The sequence below is a fragment of the Latilactobacillus parasakei genome, assembly GCF_049674265.1.
Lineage (GTDB): Bacteria > Bacillota > Bacilli > Lactobacillales > Lactobacillaceae > Latilactobacillus > Latilactobacillus sakei.
In genome coordinates, this window is sequence record NZ_CP186861.1 from 1,547,267 (window position 1) to 1,568,875 (window position 21,609).

Here is a 21,609-nt window from a genome sequence, read left to right on the forward strand (position 1 = left end):
GGTTTAAAAATGCCAACTTTTGAAGGTAAGGATATTCAAGCCGCAATTGATGCGGGGTTAGCAGCGTTAAAATTGACGCGTGATAAGGTCACAGTTGATGTCCTTGAAGAAGGTAAGAAGGGTTTTTTAGGTTTTGGTAAGCAACCAGCAATCGTTACGTTAAATCCGATAACGGTCGCTGAACCAACCCCAGTTGAACCGGCACAACCAAGCGTTGAAGACGTGGCAACTACGCCAGCAGATCAGCCAGAAAAGGCCCCAATGCGTCAGAGTCGTGAGGCGACGATCGAAGCTTTAAAGCAATACATTACTGACATAACAGCACAGATTGGCACGCCGGTCACGATGACCGTCACAAAAGAACACAAGCAAGTCATCTTCCATTTAAAGACGACTAAGGAAGGTTTGCTGATTGGCAAACACGGGAAGACGATCAATGCGCTCCAATATTTAGCGCAAACGTATTACGATCATCACACCAAGGGAAAACAGTTGATGATGTTAGATGTTGGCGATTATCGGCAAAGAAGAGCGACAATTGTTAAACATTTAGCGGATAAGGCGGCCAGAGAAGTGGTTGCAACTGGTAAGGCGGTTACTTTAGAGCCAATGCCAGCGTTTGAGAGGAAGATTATTCATGGCTATTTAACGAATAACCGTCACGTTCAAACTCACTCAGAAGGGCGCGGCGATCGCCGGGTGATTGTGGTTGAATCAGCCCGTTCTTTTTAAGACTTGTCAATTGACGGTCGATAGAAATCGTGTATAATGAAACTAATTAAATATCGATAAAGTAGTGAAAGTGCTTTGTCCACCCCTTACGCAATGACGGGAGGGGTGGACGCTAAGCGCTTTTTTTATGCAGCTATTTTAGGAAGGAAGCTTTTATAATGCCAACGACAGTCACAGAATTTGATACGATTACGGCGATCTCAACACCACCTGGTGAGGGGGCAATTTCAATTGTGCGTCTTTCAGGAGATGACAGTTTAGCCATCATTAAACGGGTTTATCGCGGCAAGGATCTCGATAAAGTGGCGAGCCATACGATTAATTATGGCCATATTATTGACCCTAAAACGGATGCGGTGGTCGACGAAGTCATGGTTTCTGTCATGCGTGCGCCTAAAACATTTACGCGCGAAGATGTGATTGAAATTAATTGTCATGGTGGGATTGTGGCGACTAACCGAATCTTGCAACTATTGATGAGTTACGGTGCACGAATGGCCGAACCAGGTGAATTCACGAAGCGGGCCTTTTTAAACGGGCGGATTGATTTAACCCAAGCCGAATCTGTGATGGATCTTATCCGGGCCAAGACTGACCGGGCAATGCAAGTTGCTGTCGATCAATTGGATGGGAGCTTAACGCATCTCATTAAGAATTTACGCCAAGAAATCTTAGAAGTATTGGCGCAAGTCGAAGTCAACATTGACTATCCCGAATACGATACGGATGAAATGACGACCCGGATTTTACTTGAAAAAGCTGAACTTGTTAAAGGGCGGATTGGTGAATTACTCCAAACAGCGCAACAAGGCAAAGTCTTGCGTGAAGGGTTGGCAACAGCCATCGTTGGGCGACCAAATGTTGGTAAATCAAGTTTGTTAAACCACCTTTTACATGAAGATAAAGCCATTGTGACTGATGTTGCTGGAACGACGCGTGATGTTTTAGAAGAATACGTTAACGTCCGCGGCGTGCCATTGAAACTTGTCGATACGGCGGGGATTCATGATACCGAAGATAAGGTTGAAAAGATTGGGGTCGAACGCAGTCGCGCAGCAATTACCAAAGCCGACTTGATTTTACTGGTCCTAAACCAAAGTGAATCTTTAACGATTGAAGATCGCGAACTCATCACGGCGACAACCGATAAGAAACGGATCATTATTTTAAATAAGACTGACTTACCTAATCAATTGGACTTAGATGAACTCCAAACATTAGTCCGTGCAGATGAAGTAATTCAAACGTCAATTTTAACGAGTGAAGGGGTGACTGATTTGGAAGCCCAAATCGCCAAACTTTTCTTCGGTGGGATTGAAAATAGCCAAAGTACGGTGATGATTACCAACGCCCGTCAAATTGGCTTATTAAACCAAGCACAACAATCATTAGATGAAGTTATTAGCGGGATTGCAGCTGGCATGCCAGTTGACCTCGTGCAAATCGATATGACCAACTGTTGGGACAAGCTCGGTGAGATTACCGGGGATTCAGCACCAGATGAATTGATTACGGAACTCTTTAGCCAATTCTGTTTAGGTAAATAGATCTTGAACCATATTAAAGGAGAACAAAACATGCGAGAATATGACGCAGCGCACTACGACGTGATTGTCGTCGGTGCCGGCCATGCAGGTTCCGAAGCGGCATTAGCTGCTGCACGAATGGGCCGCGAAACATTATTATTAACGATTAACTTAGATATGGTTGCTTTTATGCCATGTAACCCATCATTGGGTGGCCCGGCAAAAGGCATCGTGGTCCGTGAAATTGACGCCTTGGGTGGTCAAATGGGCCGCAATATCGATAAGACTTACATCCAAATGCGGATGCTAAATACAGGTAAAGGTCCAGCTGTCCGCGCATTACGCGCCCAAGCTGATAAGCATGCCTATCACCGGACAATGAAACGGACAATCGAAACGACGGATCACTTAACACTCCGTCAAGGCATTGCTGAATCATTGATCGTTGAAGACGGTGTCTGCAAAGGGATTGTGACTAACACGGGTGCTCGTTACAGTGCTGACAGTGTGATTTTAACAGCCGGAACAGCCTCACGAGGCAAGATTATCATTGGTGAATTAACGTATTCATCAGGTCCTAATAATTCAATTCCTTCTATTAAACTTTCAGAGAGTCTTGAAGATAACGGTTTTGTGTTGACGCGTTTTAAAACGGGGACACCACCACGAGTGGACGGCACAACGATCGACTTTTCAAAGACGGAAGAACAACCAGGGGATAAGGAACCGAACCACTTTAGTTTCGAAACACCTGATAGTGCTTATTTGAAAGACCAACTTTCTTGTTGGATGACGTACACGAATGATACGACGCATCAAGTGATTCGCGATAATCTCGACCGCGCCCCAATGTTTACCGGTGTGATTGAGGGTGTCGGCCCACGTTATTGCCCATCAATTGAAGATAAAATCGTCCGCTTCGCGGATAAGCCTCGTCACCAAATTTTCTTGGAACCAGAAGGTCGCGAAACAGAAGAATATTATGTTGGTGATTTCTCAACATCAATGCCAGAAGAAATCCAGCATAAAATGATTCATTCGATCGAAGGGTTAGAAAATGCCCAAATGATGCGTCCTGGTTATGCGATTGAATATGATGTCGTTGAACCATGGCAATTAAAACCAACTCTTGAAACCAAAGTGGTTGAAAATCTTTATACAGCCGGCCAAATGAACGGCACTTCCGGTTATGAAGAAGCTGCTGGTCAAGGTTTGATGGCCGGGATTAACGCCGCCCTCAAACAAACGGGCCGCGACCCATTCATTTTGGATCGAAGTGAAGCTTACATCGGGGTCTTAATCGATGACTTGGTTACTAAGGGGACTAAGGAACCTTACCGTCTATTAACCTCACGTGCGGAATACCGTTTAATGCTTCGTCACGATAATGCTGATTTACGTTTAACGGAAAAGGGTCATGAATTAGGTTTAATCAATGATGACCGTTTTGACAGTTATGAAGTGAAAAAAGCAGCGGTTGAAGCTGAATTAGCACGTTTAGAAAAGATTCGCTTAAAACCAACACCAGAAATCCAAGCCTTTTTAGCTGCTAAGGGTGAAGCACCACTTAAAGATGGTGTTTTAGCTAGTGACTTCTTAAAACGACCAGAAGTGAAGTATGCTGATTTAATTCAATTCATTCCAGCGGTTGAAGGAATCGATAATCGCGTTGTGGAACAAGTTGAAATCCAAGTCAAATACGCAGGGTATATTGATAAGGAAAAGGCTAAGATTGCGAAGTTAAAACGGATGGAAGCCAAGAAGATTCCAGCTAATATCGATTACGACGCAATTGAAGGACTTGCAACAGAAGGACGTCAAAAATTACAAAAAATTCAACCCGAAACACTTGCACAAGCAAGTCGGATTGGTGGGGTGAACCCAGCCGATATCGGGATTCTAAGCGTCTATATTCAACAAGGTAAGATTGCTAAGGTCAAATAGCCTGGTTGATAACTAGTCATTAGATATGTTAGAGTTAAGCATATATTGTCAATGGTAGAAAGCCAGCCGTTTCACATGAAACGGTTGGCTTTTTAGAGTCATGAAAGAAAAGTGAGGGAATCAAGTGATAACTGTTAGTGAAATGAGCTTAACGCTTTCTGGGCGTAAGTTATATGAAGATGTCAATTTGAAGTTTACACCTGGAAATTGTTATGGCGTGATCGGTGCCAATGGTGCAGGTAAGTCAACTTTTCTAAAATTATTAGAAGGTAAATTACAACCATCATCAGGCCACATCTCAATGGGCCCTAATGAACGGATGTCGAGTTTGAATCAAGATCACTACGCTTTTGAAGAATTTGAAGTGTTAGAGACCGTGATCCAAGGTCATAAGAAGTTATATGAAGTGATGCAAGCTAAGGATGCCCTATACGCTAAAGCTGAATTCACTGAAGAAGATGGGATGAAGGCTGCTGATCTAGAAGCTGAATTCGCTGAAATGAATGGTTGGGATGCTGAATCAGAAGCTGCTCAATTACTCCAAGCTTTAGGAATCGATGAATCTTTACACCATGTGAAGATGAGTGAATTGATGGAAGGGCAAAAGATTAAGGTTTTACTTGGTCAAGCGCTCTTTGGCAAACCTGATATCCTATTATTGGACGAACCAACTAATGGTTTGGACAGTGCCTCAGTTGAATGGTTAGAAAACTTCTTGGCTGACTTCCCGAACATTGTTATCGTTGTTTCCCATGACCGTTACTTCTTAAACCAAGTATGTACAATGATGTGTGATGTGGACTTCGGTCGCATCAAGACATTCGTTGGTAACTACGACTTCTGGTTAGAATCAAGTAAGTTGGCAGCTAAGTTACAATCAAACGTTAATGCTAAAAAAGAAGAACAAATCAAAGAATTACAAGACTTTATCGCACGTTTCAGTGCTAATGCTTCAAAATCAAAACAAGCTACTTCTCGTAAGAAGCAATTAGAGAAGATTACATTAGAAGATATCCAACCTTCTTCACGTCAATACCCATTCATTAAGTTCGATTTCGAACGTGAATTGGGAAATGACCTTTTACGGGTTGAGAACGTCTCAAAAACAATCGATGGTGTTAAAGTATTAGATAACATCAGCTTCTCAGTTAAGCCAGACGAAAAAGCAGCAATCGTTTCACGGAATGACGTTGCGACAGCTGTCTTAATGCAAATCTTAGCTGGTGAAGTAGAACCAGATAGTGGTACAGTGACATGGGGTGTGACGAGTCAACAATCATACTTACCAAGAGATACGAACTCAGCCTTTAATGATGACCAACTCATCATTTTAGACTGGTTACGTCAATTTGCTGCTAAGGGTGAAGACGACAATACCTTCTTACGTGGATTCTTAGGGAAGATGTTATTCTCTGGGGATGAAGTAACGAAGGAAATTAATGTCCTCTCTGGTGGGGAAAAGGTTCGTTGTATCCTATCTAAGATCATGCTTCAAAAATCAAACACCTTACTATTAGATGATCCAACTAACCATTTGGATTTGGAATCAATTACATCATTGAACGATGCCTTGATTGATTTCAAGGGTGCTTTGATTTTTACATCTCATGATCACCAATTTATTCAAACAATTGCAGATCACATCATTGAAGTTTCAGCTAACGGTTTAGTTGATCGTGCCGAAACAAACTATGATGAATTCTTAGCACATCCAGAATTACAAAAACAAGTTGCTAAACTATACGCTTAATAACGAGAGAAGACCCGCAGACACGCATTTGTGTCGCGGGTCTTCTTTTTTTGAATCTTTTTCAGAAAGTCCTTGTATCTGTTATTGTAAGTTGGTATACTAGTAAAGTTGTCGCAAGCGAGTAACTCAGTAATGAGTGAGGAAATAAATAATTAAAATGTTTTTGAAAAACACTTGTTATTTAATTCTAATCGTGATAACATATTATATGTTGCTTACGGAGCTATAACTTCTAAGTGATAAATAATTTTTAAAAGTGTTTGACAGATGATTGATTACATGATATAATTAAAAAGCTGTTTCAACACAGTAGATCTTTGAAAACTGAACAAAGTTTTGATAAACCAAATGTGTAGGGTCGCCCTTCGGGGCACAACATATTTGCGAAGTCAATTTCGCTAGCAAATAAATTAAGTAACAAAACAAGAGCTACAAACTTTTAATCGAGAGTTTGATCCTGGCTCAGGACGAACGCTGGCGGCGTGCCTAATACATGCAAGTCGAACGCACTCTCGTTTAGATTGAAGGAGCTTGCTCCTGATTGATAAACATTTGAGTGAGTGGCGGACGGGTGAGTAACACGTGGGTAACCTGCCCTAAAGTGGGGGATAACATTTGGAAACAGATGCTAATACCGCATAAAACCTAACACCGCATGGTGTAGGGTTGAAAGATGGTTTCGGCTATCACTTTAGGATGGACCCGCGGTGCATTAGTTAGTTGGTGAGGTAAAGGCTCACCAAGACCGTGATGCATAGCCGACCTGAGAGGGTAATCGGCCACACTGGGACTGAGACACGGCCCAGACTCCTACGGGAGGCAGCAGTAGGGAATCTTCCACAATGGACGAAAGTCTGATGGAGCAACGCCGCGTGAGTGAAGAAGGTTTTCGGATCGTAAAACTCTGTTGTTGGAGAAGAATGTATCTGATAGTAACTGATCAGGTAGTGACGGTATCCAACCAGAAAGCCACGGCTAACTACGTGCCAGCAGCCGCGGTAATACGTAGGTGGCAAGCGTTGTCCGGATTTATTGGGCGTAAAGCGAGCGCAGGCGGTTTCTTAAGTCTGATGTGAAAGCCTTCGGCTCAACCGAAGAAGTGCATCGGAAACTGGGAAACTTGAGTGCAGAAGAGGACAGTGGAACTCCATGTGTAGCGGTGAAATGCGTAGATATATGGAAGAACACCAGTGGCGAAGGCGGCTGTCTGGTCTGTAACTGACGCTGAGGCTCGAAAGCATGGGTAGCAAACAGGATTAGATACCCTGGTAGTCCATGCCGTAAACGATGAGTGCTAGGTGTTGGAGGGTTTCCGCCCTTCAGTGCCGCAGCTAACGCATTAAGCACTCCGCCTGGGGAGTACGACCGCAAGGTTGAAACTCAAAGGAATTGACGGGGGCCCGCACAAGCGGTGGAGCATGTGGTTTAATTCGAAGCAACGCGAAGAACCTTACCAGGTCTTGACATCCTTTGACCACTCTAGAGATAGAGCTTTCCCTTCGGGGACAAAGTGACAGGTGGTGCATGGTTGTCGTCAGCTCGTGTCGTGAGATGTTGGGTTAAGTCCCGCAACGAGCGCAACCCTTATTACTAGTTGCCAGCATTTAGTTGGGCACTCTAGTGAGACTGCCGGTGACAAACCGGAGGAAGGTGGGGACGACGTCAAATCATCATGCCCCTTATGACCTGGGCTACACACGTGCTACAATGGATGGTACAACGAGTTGCGAGACCGCGAGGTTTAGCTAATCTCTTAAAACCATTCTCAGTTCGGATTGTAGGCTGCAACTCGCCTACATGAAGCCGGAATCGCTAGTAATCGCGGATCAGCATGCCGCGGTGAATACGTTCCCGGGCCTTGTACACACCGCCCGTCACACCATGAGAGTTTGTAACACCCAAAGCCGGTGAGGTAACCCTTCGGGGAGCCAGCCGTCTAAGGTGGGACAGATGATTAGGGTGAAGTCGTAACAAGGTAGCCGTAGGAGAACCTGCGGCTGGATCACCTCCTTTCTAAGGAATAATACGGAAAACCTTGTACATTTGCGAAATCAAAACTTTGTTTAGTTTTGAGAGGTCTACTCTCAAACTTTGTTCTTTGAAAACTGGATAATAAGTAATATATTAGTTTTAAAAGCCGAGAAAAACATTGCGTTTTAAAGAGTTTTTTAATAATAGAAATATGAATTAGTTCATATCGCTAAACTCAAATAATAACCCTTTACCGTAGGTAAAGATAGGTTAAGTTATAAAGGGCGCATGGTGGATGCCTTGGCACTAGGAGCCGATGAAGGACGGTACTAACACCGATATGCTTCGGGGAGCTGTAAGTAAGCTTTGATCCGGAGATTTCCGAATGGGGGAACCCAATACTTTTAATCGAGTATTATCATTAAGTGAATACATAGCTTAATGAAGGTAGACGAGGGGAACTGAAACATCTAAGTACCTTCAGGAAGAGAAAGAAAAATCGATTCCCTAAGTAGCGGCGAGCGAACGGGGAAGAGCCCAAACCAAGAAGCTTGCTTCTTGGGGTTGTAGGACAGAACTTTGGAGTTACCAAGTTAAGTTGTAATCGAATCAGCTGGGAAGCTGAGTCAAAGAGTGTGATAACCACGTAGATTAAACAACTTAACCTCCGTTCTGGATCCTGAGTACGGCGGAACACGTGAAATTCCGTCGGAATCCGGGAGGACCATCTCCCAAGGCTAAATACTCCCTAGTGACCGATAGTGAACCAGTACCGTGAGGGAAAGGTGAAAAGCACCCCGGAAGGGGAGTGAAATAGATCCTGAAACCATGTGCCTACAATTAGTCAAAGCTCGTTAATGAGTGATGGCGTGCCTTTTGTAGAATGAACCGGCGAGTTACGTTTATATGCGAGGTTAAAGTGAAAAGCTGGAGCCGTAGCGAAAGCGAGTCTGAAATGGGCGAGTGAGTATATAGATGTAGACCCGAAACCAAGTGACCTACCCATGTCCAGGTTGAAGGTGTGGTAAAACACACTGGAGGACCGAACCCACGTCAGTTGAAAATGGCGGGGATGAGGTGTGGGTAGCGGTGAAATTCCAATCGAACTTGGAGATAGCTGGTTCTCTCCGAAATAGCTTTAGGGCTAGCCTCGGAATATTGGATCATGGAGGTAGAGCACTGTTTGGACTAGGGGCCCGTCATGGGTTACTGAATTCAGATAAACTCCGAATACCATTGATTTAGTTCCGGGAGTCAGACTGCGAGTGATAAGATCCGTAGTCGAAAGGGAAACAGCCCAGATCACCAGTTAAGGTCCCAAAATTTATGTTAAGTGGAAAAGGATGTGGCGGTGCACAGACAACTAGGATGTTGGCTCAGAAGCAGCCACCATTTAAAGAGTGCGTAATAGCTCACTAGTCGAGTGCCGCTGCGCCGAAAATGTACCGGGGCTAAACATAATACCGAAACTGTGGGTGGACACGTAAGTGTCCGCGGTAGGAGAGCGTTCTAAGGGCGATGAAGCTAGATCGTAAGGACTAGTGGAGCGCTTAGAAGTGAGAATGCCGGCATGAGTAGCGAAAGATCAGTGAGAATCTGATCCACCGTATGACTAAGGTTTCCTGGGGAAGGCTCGTCCTCCCAGGGTTAGTCGGGACCTAAGGCGAGGCCGAGAGGCGTAGTCGATGGATAACAGGTTGATATTCCTGTACTAGTTTATTTTGTTTGAATGATGGAGGGACGCAGGAAGCTAAGGAATGCACACGACTGGAAATGTGTGTCCAAGCAATAAGTCTTGAGTTGAGTGAAATGCTTGATTCTTTAAGGACAAGTTGTGATGGGGAGCGAAATTAAGTAGCGAAGTTCCTGATGTTACACTGCCAAGAAAAGCTTCTAGTGAGAAATAAACTACCCGTACCGTAAACCGACACAGGTGGTCGAGGAGAATATCCTAAGGTGAGCGAGTGAACTCTCGTTAAGGAACTCGGCAAAATGACCCCGTAACTTCGGGAGAAGGGGTGCTGACCGTCAGGTCAGCCGCAGTGAATAGGCCCAAACAACTGTTTATCAAAAACACAGGTCTCTGCAAAATCGTAAGATGACGTATAGGGGCTGACGCCTGCCCGGTGCTGGAAGGTTAAGAGGATGAGTTAGCGCAAGCGAAGCCCAGAATTGAAGCCCCAGTAAACGGCGGCCGTAACTATAACGGTCCTAAGGTAGCGAAATTCCTTGTCGGGTAAGTTCCGACCCGCACGAAAGGCGTAATGATTTGGGCACTGTCTCAACGAGAGACTCGGTGAAATTATAATACCCGTGAAGATGCGGGTTACCCGCGACAGGACGGAAAGACCCCATGGAGCTTTACTGTAGCTTGATATTGAGTGTTTGTACAGTTTGTACAGGATAGGTAGGAGCCGTAGAAATCGGAACGCTAGTTTCGATTGAGGCGTTGGTGGGATACTACCCTAACTGTATGACCACTCTAACCCGCGCCACTTAGCGTGGCGGGAGACAGTGTCAGGTGGGCAGTTTGACTGGGGCGGTCGCCTCCTAAAGTGTAACGGAGGCGCTCAAAGGTTCTCTCAGAATGGTTGGAAATCATTCGTAGAGTGTAAAGGTATAAGAGAGCTTGACTGTGAGATTGACAAATCGAGCAGGGACGAAAGTCGGACTTAGTGATCCGGTGGTTCCGTATGGAAGGGCCATCGCTCAACGGATAAAAGCTACCCTGGGGATAACAGGCTTATCTCCCCCAAGAGTCCACATCGACGGGGAGGTTTGGCACCTCGATGTCGGCTCATCGCATCCTGGGGCTGTAGTCGGTCCCAAGGGTTGGGCTGTTCGCCCATTAAAGCGGTACGCGAGCTGGGTTCAGAACGTCGTGAGACAGTTCGGTCCCTATCCGTCGCGGGCGCAGGAAATTTGAGAGGAGCTGTCCTTAGTACGAGAGGACCGGGATGGACATACCTCTGGTGTACCAGTTGTGCCGCCAGGCGCATCGCTGGGTAGCTATGTATGGCAGGGATAAACGCTGAAAGCATCTAAGTGTGAAGCCCCCCTCGAGATGAGATTTCCCATTCCTTTATGGAAGTAAGACCCCTGAAAGATGATCAGGTAGATAGGCTAGGAGTGGAAGTACAGCGATGTATGGAGCGGACTAGTACTAATCGGTCGAGGACTTAACCAAAGGTGCAATGTTTGGCTTTTGAAATGAAAATATTACTTATTATGCAGTTTTGAGAGAACGAAGTTCTTCTCAGTGCGAAAGCACAAAATAGTGTGGTGGCGATAGCAAGAAGGATACACCTGTTCCCATGTCGAACACAGTAGTTAAGCTTCTTAGCGCCGATAGTAGTTGGTGGGAAACTACCTGCGAGGATAGGACGTTGCCACGCAATTTAAAAAGGTTGAACCTTAGGGTTCAGCCTTTTTGTTGTCTAATTTAGAATAATTAAATACTGAAATGGCGTGCAATAGATCTATTTTGAATAAATATAATATTTATGTCGAAAAAGCTTGACCATTGGGATTTAACTTGGTAAGATATAAAAGTTGTCTCAAACGAGTAGCTCAGTAATGAGTGAGGAAATAAATAATTAAAATGTTTTTGAAAAACACTTGTTATTTAATTCTAATCGTGATAACATATTATATGTTGCTTACGGAGCTATAACTTCTAAGTAATAAATAATTTTTAAAAGTGTTTGACAGATGATTGATTACATGATATAATTAAAAAGCTGTTTCAACACAGTAGATCTTTGAAAACTGAACAAAGTTTTGATAAACCAAATGTGTAGGGTCGCCCTTCGGGGCACAACATATTTGCGAAGTCAATTTCGCTAGCAAATAAATTAAGTAACAAAACAAGAGCTACAAACTTTTAATCGAGAGTTTGATCCTGGCTCAGGACGAACGCTGGCGGCGTGCCTAATACATGCAAGTCGAACGCACTCTCGTTTAGATTGAAGGAGCTTGCTCCTGATTGATAAACATTTGAGTGAGTGGCGGACGGGTGAGTAACACGTGGGTAACCTGCCCTAAAGTGGGGGATAACATTTGGAAACAGATGCTAATACCGCATAAAACCTAACACCGCATGGTGTAGGGTTGAAAGATGGTTTCGGCTATCACTTTAGGATGGACCCGCGGTGCATTAGTTAGTTGGTGAGGTAAAGGCTCACCAAGACCGTGATGCATAGCCGACCTGAGAGGGTAATCGGCCACACTGGGACTGAGACACGGCCCAGACTCCTACGGGAGGCAGCAGTAGGGAATCTTCCACAATGGACGAAAGTCTGATGGAGCAACGCCGCGTGAGTGAAGAAGGTTTTCGGATCGTAAAACTCTGTTGTTGGAGAAGAATGTATCTGATAGTAACTGATCAGGTAGTGACGGTATCCAACCAGAAAGCCACGGCTAACTACGTGCCAGCAGCCGCGGTAATACGTAGGTGGCAAGCGTTGTCCGGATTTATTGGGCGTAAAGCGAGCGCAGGCGGTTTCTTAAGTCTGATGTGAAAGCCTTCGGCTCAACCGAAGAAGTGCATCGGAAACTGGGAAACTTGAGTGCAGAAGAGGACAGTGGAACTCCATGTGTAGCGGTGAAATGCGTAGATATATGGAAGAACACCAGTGGCGAAGGCGGCTGTCTGGTCTGTAACTGACGCTGAGGCTCGAAAGCATGGGTAGCAAACAGGATTAGATACCCTGGTAGTCCATGCCGTAAACGATGAGTGCTAGGTGTTGGAGGGTTTCCGCCCTTCAGTGCCGCAGCTAACGCATTAAGCACTCCGCCTGGGGAGTACGACCGCAAGGTTGAAACTCAAAGGAATTGACGGGGGCCCGCACAAGCGGTGGAGCATGTGGTTTAATTCGAAGCAACGCGAAGAACCTTACCAGGTCTTGACATCCTTTGACCACTCTAGAGATAGAGCTTTCCCTTCGGGGACAAAGTGACAGGTGGTGCATGGTTGTCGTCAGCTCGTGTCGTGAGATGTTGGGTTAAGTCCCGCAACGAGCGCAACCCTTATTACTAGTTGCCAGCATTTAGTTGGGCACTCTAGTGAGACTGCCGGTGACAAACCGGAGGAAGGTGGGGACGACGTCAAATCATCATGCCCCTTATGACCTGGGCTACACACGTGCTACAATGGATGGTACAACGAGTTGCGAGACCGCGAGGTTTAGCTAATCTCTTAAAACCATTCTCAGTTCGGATTGTAGGCTGCAACTCGCCTACATGAAGCCGGAATCGCTAGTAATCGCGGATCAGCATGCCGCGGTGAATACGTTCCCGGGCCTTGTACACACCGCCCGTCACACCATGAGAGTTTGTAACACCCAAAGCCGGTGAGGTAACCCTTCGGGGAGCCAGCCGTCTAAGGTGGGACAGATGATTAGGGTGAAGTCGTAACAAGGTAGCCGTAGGAGAACCTGCGGCTGGATCACCTCCTTTCTAAGGAATAATACGGAAAACCTTGTACATTTGCGAAATCAAAACTTTGTTTAGTTTTGAGAGGTCTACTCTCAAACTTTGTTCTTTGAAAACTGGATAATAAGTAATATATTAGTTTTAAAAGCCGAGAAAAACATTGCGTTTTAAAGAGTTTTTTAATAATAGAAATATGAATTAGTTCATATCGCTAAACTCAAATAATAACCCTTTACCGTAGGTAAAGATAGGTTAAGTTATAAAGGGCGCATGGTGGATGCCTTGGCACTAGGAGCCGATGAAGGACGGTACTAACACCGATATGCTTCGGGGAGCTGTAAGTAAGCTTTGATCCGGAGATTTCCGAATGGGGGAACCCAATACTTTTAATCGAGTATTATCATTAAGTGAATACATAGCTTAATGAAGGTAGACGAGGGGAACTGAAACATCTAAGTACCTTCAGGAAGAGAAAGAAAAATCGATTCCCTAAGTAGCGGCGAGCGAACGGGGAAGAGCCCAAACCAAGAAGCTTGCTTCTTGGGGTTGTAGGACAGAACTTTGGAGTTACCAAGTTAAGTTGTAATCGAATCAGCTGGGAAGCTGAGTCAAAGAGTGTGATAACCACGTAGATTAAACAACTTAACCTCCGTTCTGGATCCTGAGTACGGCGGAACACGTGAAATTCCGTCGGAATCCGGGAGGACCATCTCCCAAGGCTAAATACTCCCTAGTGACCGATAGTGAACCAGTACCGTGAGGGAAAGGTGAAAAGCACCCCGGAAGGGGAGTGAAATAGATCCTGAAACCATGTGCCTACAATTAGTCAAAGCTCGTTAATGAGTGATGGCGTGCCTTTTGTAGAATGAACCGGCGAGTTACGTTTATATGCGAGGTTAAAGTGAAAAGCTGGAGCCGTAGCGAAAGCGAGTCTGAAATGGGCGAGTGAGTATATAGATGTAGACCCGAAACCAAGTGACCTACCCATGTCCAGGTTGAAGGTGTGGTAAAACACACTGGAGGACCGAACCCACGTCAGTTGAAAATGGCGGGGATGAGGTGTGGGTAGCGGTGAAATTCCAATCGAACTTGGAGATAGCTGGTTCTCTCCGAAATAGCTTTAGGGCTAGCCTCGGAATATTGGATCATGGAGGTAGAGCACTGTTTGGACTAGGGGCCCGTCATGGGTTACTGAATTCAGATAAACTCCGAATACCATTGATTTAGTTCCGGGAGTCAGACTGCGAGTGATAAGATCCGTAGTCGAAAGGGAAACAGCCCAGATCACCAGTTAAGGTCCCAAAATTTATGTTAAGTGGAAAAGGATGTGGCGGTGCACAGACAACTAGGATGTTGGCTCAGAAGCAGCCACCATTTAAAGAGTGCGTAATAGCTCACTAGTCGAGTGCCGCTGCGCCGAAAATGTACCGGGGCTAAACATAATACCGAAACTGTGGGTGGACACGTAAGTGTCCGCGGTAGGAGAGCGTTCTAAGGGCGATGAAGCTAGATCGTAAGGACTAGTGGAGCGCTTAGAAGTGAGAATGCCGGCATGAGTAGCGAAAGATCAGTGAGAATCTGATCCACCGTATGACTAAGGTTTCCTGGGGAAGGCTCGTCCTCCCAGGGTTAGTCGGGACCTAAGGCGAGGCCGAGAGGCGTAGTCGATGGATAACAGGTTGATATTCCTGTACTAGTTTATTTTGTTTGAATGATGGAGGGACGCAGGAAGCTAAGGAATGCACACGACTGGAAATGTGTGTCCAAGCAATAAGTCTTGAGTTGAGTGAAATGCTTGATTCTTTAAGGACAAGTTGTGATGGGGAGCGAAATTAAGTAGCGAAGTTCCTGATGTTACACTGCCAAGAAAAGCTTCTAGTGAGAAATAAACTACCCGTACCGTAAACCGACACAGGTGGTCGAGGAGAATATCCTAAGGTGAGCGAGTGAACTCTCGTTAAGGAACTCGGCAAAATGACCCCGTAACTTCGGGAGAAGGGGTGCTGACCGTCAGGTCAGCCGCAGTGAATAGGCCCAAACAACTGTTTATCAAAAACACAGGTCTCTGCAAAATCGTAAGATGACGTATAGGGGCTGACGCCTGCCCGGTGCTGGAAGGTTAAGAGGATGAGTTAGCGCAAGCGAAGCCCAGAATTGAAGCCCCAGTAAACGGCGGCCGTAACTATAACGGTCCTAAGGTAGCGAAATTCCTTGTCGGGTAAGTTCCGACCCGCACGAAAGGCGTAATGATTTGGGCACTGTCTCAACGAGAGACTCGGTGAAATTATAATACCCGTGAAGATGCGGGTTACCCGCGACAGGACGGAAAGACCCCATGGAGCTTTACTGTAGCTTGATATTGAGTGTTTGTACAGTTTGTACAGGATAGGTAGGAGCCGTAGAAATCGGAACGCTAGTTTCGATTGAGGCGTTGGTGGGATACTACCCTAACTGTATGACCACTCTAACCCGCGCCACTTAGCGTGGCGGGAGACAGTGTCAGGTGGGCAGTTTGACTGGGGCGGTCGCCTCCTAAAGTGTAACGGAGGCGCTCAAAGGTTCTCTCAGAATGGTTGGAAATCATTCGTAGAGTGTAAAGGTATAAGAGAGCTTGACTGTGAGATTGACAAATCGAGCAGGGACGAAAGTCGGACTTAGTGATCCGGTGGTTCCGTATGGAAGGGCCATCGCTCAACGGATAAAAGCTACCCTGGGGATAACAGGCTTATCTCCCCCAAGAGTCCACATCGACGGGGAGGTTTGGCACCTCGATGTCGGCTCATCGCATCCTGGGGCTGTAGTCGGTCCCAAGGGTTGGGCTGTTCGCCCATTAAAGCGGTACGCGAGCTGGGTTCAGAACGTCGTGAGACAGTTCGGTCCCTATCCGTCGCGGGCGCAGGAAATTTGAGAGGAGCTGTCCTTAGTACGAGAGGACCGGGATGGACATACCTCTGGTGTACCAGTTGTGCCGCCAGGCGCATCGCTGGGTAGCTATGTATGGCAGGGATAAACGCTGAAAGCATCTAAGTGTGAAGCCCCCCTCGAGATGAGATTTCCCATTCCTTTATGGAAGTAAGACCCCTGAAAGATGATCAGGTAGATAGGCTAGGAGTGGAAGTACAGCGATGTATGGAGCGGACTAGTACTAATCGGTCGAGGACTTAACCAAAGGTGCAATGTTTGGCTTTTGAAATGAAAATATTACTTATTATGCAGTTTTGAGAGAACGAAGTTCTTCTCAGTGCGAAAGCACAAAATAGTGTGGTGGCGATAGCAAGAAGGATACACCTGTTCCCATGTCGAACACAGTAGTTAAGCTTCTTAGCGCCGATAGTAGTTGGTGGGAAACTACCTGCGAGGATAGGACGTTGCCACGCAATTTAAAAAGGTTGAACCTTAGGGTTCAGCCTTTTTTTGTTAGATTATCTTATGAATATCTACTATACTATATGAAAGATAACTATAGAACAACGTTAAACACTAGACCTCTAATTTTTATTGAGTCCAGAATGGTTGGAAAGTTACTAGTAAAAAAGTTTCCATTGAATAAATACGTAGACAAGTTATCGAAGAAGTTTTACTACAATTGCTATCAATTAATGGGTGTTTGGATATCAGGATTCTTTGGTTCTGGTAAATCTCATTTTTTAAAGATATTAAGCTATCTAATTGATAACCGAAAGACAGTTAAAGGACGCAGTTAAGTGAGCTAGTAAGTGCTTTAGTTGCTTACTGCGACGAACAAATTTATAACAGCTGATCATGGTTTTATATTTGAATAATATATGTCACAATCGATAGATAAAGTGGGTAGCCCTACGCAGTATTTGGTTAGAAATAGACGGTTTTGGCTTAATCAACAGCCAACGACTGAGGAGCCATTATTGACCTTTAAACCACACAGCTTGCCGGATTATTATGCGCACACTCCTAGAGGATTAGAGCGATTAGCAATTCAAGGTGGTGGAAGTCGCTATGTTCACGGTGATGCTAGCCTGCAAGAATTGATGATTCCGCTAATAGCGATTAAGAACGATCGCCATGCCCAGCCTGTTAAACAGGTTGATTTAGCCTTATTAAATGAATTTACGATTATCAGTAGTTATCAATTTTCATTGAGCCTTATCCAAATTCAGGCAATTTCAAGTAATCGTCGAAGTAAAGAGGTTATTGTATACGTTGAAAATAAAGATGGGTATCTTATTTCGAATAAATTAACGTTAATTGCAGATTATCGGCAGGATAGTTCTAATAATCGTGTGTTGACGGGAAATATTATTATACAAAGTTCATTAAATGAGCGATATCAACCAGCTAGAATTATTATTGAAAATATCATTGATCCTAACGATCGACAGGAGATATCAGTGATGTTAGATTTACCTGAAATTGATTAAATGATTGTTATTAGTAAATATACTTGGTATAATGTTGTTGAACAAGCGGGGTCGCTCCCTACTTATTCTTCATCTTAACCGAGTGTTTGAAGGACACAATAGTAATTGGACCCTGTATAGGGTGCCAGTAAAGCTATAGCCCCTAATCATTTATGATTAGGGGCTATCTTTTTGTACGTAATGTTAGCGCTTTAAAAGGTGTTTTGAAGAGGTTTTGATTAATTTCATAGTAGTAATAGTTGCCGATAATAGCTATAATGACAAAGAAAGGAGGTTTGACCAATTTTTAAGTAAACAATAAAGAGTTCATACAGATTGTTTTTTAAAATAATCGATAAGATCTCATTATTTATAGATTCTTATTCTGAAATCAGAGTGAGAGTTTCCGGTATAAAAGTAATTACCAAAGTAATAAGAATACTTTAAATAAACTATTATTTCCTTCAAATAATGATTGATGAAGAAAAATTAAACGGACTTGTCGCACAAGTCACAGAAATATGAAATAAAAAGGAGTGGACTTAATGGGTTACAAAATCGGGTTGGATTTGGGGATTGCTTCAATTGGCTATTCAGTTTTAGCGACCGATGAGAACGGTGTTCCCTTCAAGATTTTACAAATGAACTCCGTTATATTCCCAAGAGCAGAACAACCTAAAACTGGGGCTTCATTATCGGCGCCACGGCGTGATAAACGTGGATTACGTCGACGTAATCGGCGGACTAATTTTAGAAAGTATCGGACGAAACGGTTATTTATTAATGAAGGAATATTGTCCGAGAAACAGATTGAAAATATATATAAAGATCCTAAATTTGAACGGTCAATTTATGAATTAAGAGTGGCCGGGTTAGATCGGCTATTAACAAATGAAGAGCTGTTTCGGGTGCTTTATTATTTCGTTACGCATCGTGGGTTTAAATCAAATCGTAAGTTTGAATTAGATCCGAGTGACCCAGCTGATAAAAAGCAGATGGGGTTATTACTGAATTCAATCGAAGAAATCAAAAAGGACTTAGCTGAAAAGAATTATCGAACGGTGGGGGAACTTTATCTAAATGACGCCAAATACGCTGAGCATAAACGGAATAAAGCGTATGTTGATGGTTATTTAGGAACACCGAGTCGTGATCTATTATATGCTGAAATTGAAAAGTTATTTGCGGCTCAAAAGTCATTTGGCAATCCAGTAATTACGTCTCATTTTGAACAGGTTTATTTATCTGGCTATACAGATAAAAACGGACAAGAACACGCTGGTATTTTTATGGCACAACGGGACTTCGACGAAGGGCCTGGTGCAGGTCCTTATGCTGGTGATCAAATTTTAAAAATGATTGGTCGCTGTACGTTTGAACCAAATGAAAATCGGGCGGCCAAAGCAACCGCCACTTTTGAGTACTTCAATTTATTGCAAAAAGTAAATAGTTTACAGTATCGAGAAATGGTTGGTGGCGACTTTAAACCACTAACTGGTGAGCAACGGGATCTGTTAATCCAAGCAGCTTATCAGAGACAAGCACTTAAATACACGCAAGTTCGTAAATTATTGAAGTTAAATGATGAAGCTAGTTTTAACTTATTAACATACAGCGCCAAAGAGGATAAGGTTAAGACTGAAGGTACCAAGTTTATTGCAATGAATGCTTATCATAAACTTGCCAAAGTATTACCAGAGGAATTGATGGCAAATACGGCCCTGTTGGATCATATCGGGTTTGCGCTAACTGCCTATTCAAGTGATAAACGGCGTCGTCGATATTTTGAAGAAGAATTAAAATTACCAGAAGCAATTATTGAAAAATTATTAGGGTTAAACTTCTCCAAATTTGGTCATTTATCTCTAAAAGCAATGCAGAATATTATTCCATACTTAGAAATGGGTCAAGTTTATAGCGAAGCAGCGGAAAATGCGGGCTATGATTTTAAGTCAAAACAAATTAATTTTGATGAAGATATCACGAATCCAGTTGTTCGGCGCACTGTTTATAAAACAATTAAAGTCGTAAAACAAATTATTAGACGCTATGGTAAACCTGACAGCATAAATATTGAATTAGCGCGCGAACTTGGAAAGACTTTAGAAAAACGAAAAGAGATCACGAAGCAACAAGAAGAAGGTCGGCAACGTAATGAAAAAGTTGCTGAGAAACTTCGAGAATTAGGACTTAATGTTAATGGGGAAAATATTATTCGCTACAAGTTATTTGAGGAACAAAATGAATTTGACCCCTATACTGGCCAAAAAATTAAGTTAACGCAGGCTTTTACGGGTAGCTATGATATTGACCACATTATTCCATATAGTATTAGTTTTGATGATAGTTATGGGAATAAGGTTTTAACGAGTTCAGCCGCCAATCGTGAAAAGGGTAACCGGATTCCGCTTGACTATCTAGCAGATCAACCGGATCGCATTGCTAAGTTAGAAGCGATTGCGACTAATTCGATTCACAATCCGCGTAAACGGGATAAGTTATTGAAGCGTCAATTGAGTAAGGATGAAGTGTCGGGGTGGAAGAAGCGCAATATTAATGATACACGGTATATTTCAAAAGTACTCTACAATTACTTCCGTAATGAAATAGAATTCTCCGAGACGCTAGATAAGAAGCAACGTGTATTGGCCTTAAATGGCGAGGTGACTTCTAAGATTCGTGGCCGGTGGGGAATTCGGAAGGTCCGTGAAAATGGTGATGTGCATCATGCTGTTGATGCGGTTGTCATTGGCGCTATCTCACCTACATTTATCCGTAAAGTAACTCATTATAGTTATAACCAAGAAGTGAAGTATAATAAGGCGCTTTGGCATACAGAGGAACTAAACGATAATGAGTATGCCGAAGAAAGTCAAAAATTAAACGCGAAATTGTTTAGTAAAATTTTCAACGACTTTCCATTGCCCTGGGATCAATTCCGGGATGAGTTAGAAATGCGGACTGCTTCCGATCCTGCCGAATTTAGTAAGAATCATACTTGGCAACATTATACGGCCGAAGAATTAGCGGCATTGAAACCAATATTTGTCGTACGAACACCTAATCGAAAGGTGACGGGGCCAGCCCATCTTGATACGATTCGAAGTGGTAAATTGTTAAAAGAAGGCAAGGTTATTTCGCGCACCGCGATTACGAACCTAAAAATCAATAAAAAAGGTGTACTAGGAACCGGTGATGGTCCGTACTATAGTGATAATGGTGGCGGATCGGTTGTTGAAAAAGCTTTAATTGAAGCTTTAAATGCACATGATAATGATGGTAAAAAAGCATTTCCTAATGGTTATTTGGAGTATATGGATCACGGGACCAAGAAGTTGGTCCGTAAAGTGAAGATTGTTAAAAAGACGACGATTTCAACCGTTTTGGATAAAGGAAAATCAGCTGCTGACAATGGTTCGATGGTCAGGATTGATGTTTTCAAAACACCGAAGAAATACGTCTTTGTTCCGATTTACGTGAAGGATACGGTGGAAAAAGATTTGCCGATGCAGTATGTGACAAGAGATAAGATACATGCAGACTGGAATTATTTAACAGAGGATGATGAGTTTTTATTCTCGTTATACCAAGGGGATATGATTCATATTAAAGCGAAAAAAGGATTTAAACCGAAGTATAATAAAGAAAGATTAGATTCTGATCCAGAAATTGTAGCGGATTTCTATGGTTACTTTGACGGAGCTAATATATCGACTGCTAGTGTTCAAGTAAAAGCACATGATAATAGTTATTTTGCGACAGGTGTGGGAATCGCTACCTTACTGACTTTCGAGAAATATCAAATCGATTATTTCGGTGAATATCATCGAGTGAAAGAGAAAAAACGTTTAACCTTTAAATAAGATAAAAAGAGATG

General features: G+C 43.6%; 6 protein-coding genes and 6 rRNA genes. All 12 read left to right on the forward strand.

The window, feature by feature from the left end:
• Positions 1-9 precede the first annotated feature (9 nt).
• The 12 genes from jag (at position 10) to cas9 (ending at position 21,595) form a co-directional block, all read left to right on the forward strand.
• Positions 10-732 (forward strand): RNA-binding cell elongation regulator Jag/EloR, encoded by a 723-nt coding sequence (jag, locus tag ACPBEH_RS07805; RefSeq protein WP_424348807.1) that lies wholly within the window; start codon positions 10-12, stop codon positions 730-732.
• A gap of 158 nt (positions 733-890) precedes the next feature.
• The gene (mnmE, locus tag ACPBEH_RS07810) at positions 891-2,279 is read left to right on the forward strand and encodes a tRNA uridine-5-carboxymethylaminomethyl(34) synthesis GTPase MnmE (RefSeq protein WP_424348808.1); all 1,389 of its coding nucleotides are present in this window, start codon (positions 891-893) and stop codon (positions 2,277-2,279) included.
• Between the two features lie 30 nt (positions 2,280-2,309).
• Positions 2,310-4,202 carry a tRNA uridine-5-carboxymethylaminomethyl(34) synthesis enzyme MnmG gene (gene mnmG, locus ACPBEH_RS07815; protein ID WP_016264306.1) on the forward strand — a complete coding sequence of 631 codons (1,893 nt, stop codon included), beginning with the start codon at positions 2,310-2,312 and terminating at the stop codon, positions 4,200-4,202.
• Positions 4,203-4,326: 124 nt separating this feature from the next.
• Positions 4,327-5,952 carry an ABC-F family ATP-binding cassette domain-containing protein gene (locus tag ACPBEH_RS07820; protein ID WP_016264305.1) on the forward strand — a complete coding sequence of 542 codons (1,626 nt, stop codon included), beginning with the start codon at positions 4,327-4,329 and terminating at the stop codon, positions 5,950-5,952.
• Positions 5,953-6,391: 439 nt separating this feature from the next.
• Positions 6,392-7,965, forward strand: a 16S ribosomal RNA gene (locus tag ACPBEH_RS07825).
• Positions 7,966-8,191: 226 nt separating this feature from the next.
• Positions 8,192-11,110 (forward strand): 23S ribosomal RNA (locus tag ACPBEH_RS07830).
• A gap of 91 nt (positions 11,111-11,201) precedes the next feature.
• Positions 11,202-11,318 (forward strand): 5S ribosomal RNA (gene rrf, locus ACPBEH_RS07835).
• A 488-nt stretch (positions 11,319-11,806) separates the two neighbouring features.
• A 16S ribosomal RNA gene (locus ACPBEH_RS07840) occupies positions 11,807-13,380 on the forward strand.
• Positions 13,381-13,606: 226 nt separating this feature from the next.
• Positions 13,607-16,525: ribosomal RNA gene (locus tag ACPBEH_RS07845) — 23S ribosomal RNA — on the forward strand.
• Positions 16,526-16,616: 91 nt separating this feature from the next.
• Positions 16,617-16,733 (forward strand): 5S ribosomal RNA (gene rrf / locus ACPBEH_RS07850).
• The 16S, 23S and 5S rRNA genes sit together here, the layout of an rRNA operon.
• A 507-nt stretch (positions 16,734-17,240) precedes the next feature.
• Positions 17,241-17,753: a hypothetical protein gene (locus ACPBEH_RS07855; RefSeq protein WP_424348809.1), complete on the forward strand. Its 513-nt coding sequence runs from the start codon at positions 17,241-17,243 to the stop codon at positions 17,751-17,753.
• A 524-nt stretch (positions 17,754-18,277) separates the two neighbouring features.
• Positions 18,278-21,595: a type II CRISPR RNA-guided endonuclease Cas9 gene (cas9, locus tag ACPBEH_RS07860; RefSeq protein WP_424348810.1), complete on the forward strand. Its 3,318-nt coding sequence runs from the start codon at positions 18,278-18,280 to the stop codon at positions 21,593-21,595.
• Positions 21,596-21,609 lie beyond the last annotated feature (14 nt).

Bases quoted from the DNA above. Each gene is read 5' to 3' on its own strand.
- mnmE (WP_424348808.1), top strand. From the start codon at position 891: ATGCCAACGACAGTCACAGAATTTGATACGATTACGGCGATCTCAACA.
- mnmG (WP_016264306.1), top strand. From the start codon at position 2,310: ATGCGAGAATATGACGCAGCGCACTACGACGTGATTGTCGTCGGTGCC.
- cas9 (WP_424348810.1), top strand. From the start codon at position 18,278: ATGGGTTACAAAATCGGGTTGGATTTGGGGATTGCTTCAATTGGCTAT.
- jag (WP_424348807.1), top strand. From the start codon at position 10: ATGCCAACTTTTGAAGGTAAGGATATTCAAGCCGCAATTGATGCGGGG.